This window comes from Microbispora sp. NPDC049633 (genome assembly GCF_040675265.1).
Lineage (GTDB): Bacteria > Actinomycetota > Actinomycetes > Streptosporangiales > Streptosporangiaceae > Microbispora > Microbispora maris.
This window is the reverse complement of the sequence record NZ_JBFAOO010000419.1, coordinates 1-1,370: the sequence shown is the minus strand read 5'-3', so window position 1 is coordinate 1,370 and position 1,370 is coordinate 1. Positions and strand designations below refer to the sequence as shown.

The following is a 1,370-nucleotide window of genomic DNA, read 5'->3' as shown; positions in this document are numbered from 1 at the left end:
GGCCGCATGAGGCCGTCCGCCGGCCGGGCTGACGCACGTACGGACCGGCCGTGAGCGGAACCAACCGATCGAGAGGACCTTCGATGAGCGAAGTCACCGGCACCGAACGGCCGCCCCTGGGCATCCGGTTGCTGCACGCCCTGGGCAGTGAGCCCGACTGGACGGCGATGACGGCCGAGGAGCTGGCCGCCCTAAGCGAGGCCGTCAACCGCAAGCGGGCGTCCCGTCTGGCGCGGCTGGTCACCGGGTTCCCGGACCGCGGTGCCGAGATCCGGTGGCAGGAGGTGGCGCTGCCGGGCCGCGGGCTCCGGATCCGGGTGTACCGGCCCTCGGCCGGGCCCGGCGGCGGACGCGGCGGCGGACGCGACGGCGGGGGCGGCGGCGGGGGCGGCGGCGGGGGCGGCGGCGGACGCGACGGTGGGGGCGGCGTCGGAAGCGGCGGGGGCGGCGGGGGCGCGGACCCGACCGCCCTGCCGCTCGTGCTGCACGTGCACGGCGGTGGCTTCGTGGGCACGGCCGTGCAGAGCGACTGGGTGAACAGTCATCTCGCCGCCCGGCTGCCCGCGGTCGTCGTCTCGGTCGAGCACCGTCTCCTCGACGAGCGGACCCCGCTGGCGGCGGCCGTGGACGACGGCTGGGACGCGCTCCGGCACGTGGTGGCGCACGCCGCGCGGTGGGGAGTCGACCCGGCGCGGATCGCGGTCTTCGGCGAGAGCACCGGCGCGCTGGTCACCGCCCTGGCCGCGATCCGGGCCAGGCGGTCGGGGCCGGCTCTGCGGGCGCAGGTGCTGGTCAACCCCGCCGTCGACCTGACCCCGGAGGGGTTCGAGCACCCCTCGATGAGGGAGCACGCCGACAGCCCGGGCCTCACCATGCCGCAGATGCGGCTGTTCCGGCGGCTCGCCGTGCCGCCGGGAGCCGACCCTCGTGCGGTGTCGCCGCTGCACGCCGACGATTTGAGCGGCCTGGCCCCGGCACTCGTGGTGGTCCCGACCATCGATCCGGTGGCCGACCAGGGGCGCTGTTACGCCGGACGGCTGCGGGCGGCCGGGACGCCCGCGCGGCTCACCGAGTACCCCGGAGCGACACACGCCTTCCTCAGCGTGCCGGGCGTGGTACCGCACGCGAAGGCCGCGCGGGCGGAGATCGCCGAGTTCCTCCGCGAGACCCTGGCCGCGTGACGGGCGCCCGACGATCGCCGCACCGGCGGGTGACAGCACGGCCGTCACCGGTCTCGGGCGACGGCGCGAGGGCGGGCGGCGACTACGCGCGGCGCGGCTAACCGGCGGCTACGCGCGGCGCGGCCGGGCGGCGGCGTCCAGGGCGGCGGCCTCCTCGGGGGTGGGCGCCGTGCCGCCGAGGTGCGCGGG

The 1,370-nt window shown here is 78.0% G+C and carries 1 protein-coding gene; it reads left to right on the top strand.

Annotation, left to right across the window (positions count from 1 at the left end; translation table 11 throughout):
• Positions 1-83 precede the first annotated feature (83 nt).
• A complete protein-coding gene (locus AB0J39_RS39550; protein ID WP_363474346.1) occupies positions 84-1,181 on the top strand; it encodes an alpha/beta hydrolase in 1,098 nt (365 codons plus the stop codon).
• Positions 1,182-1,370 lie beyond the last annotated feature (189 nt).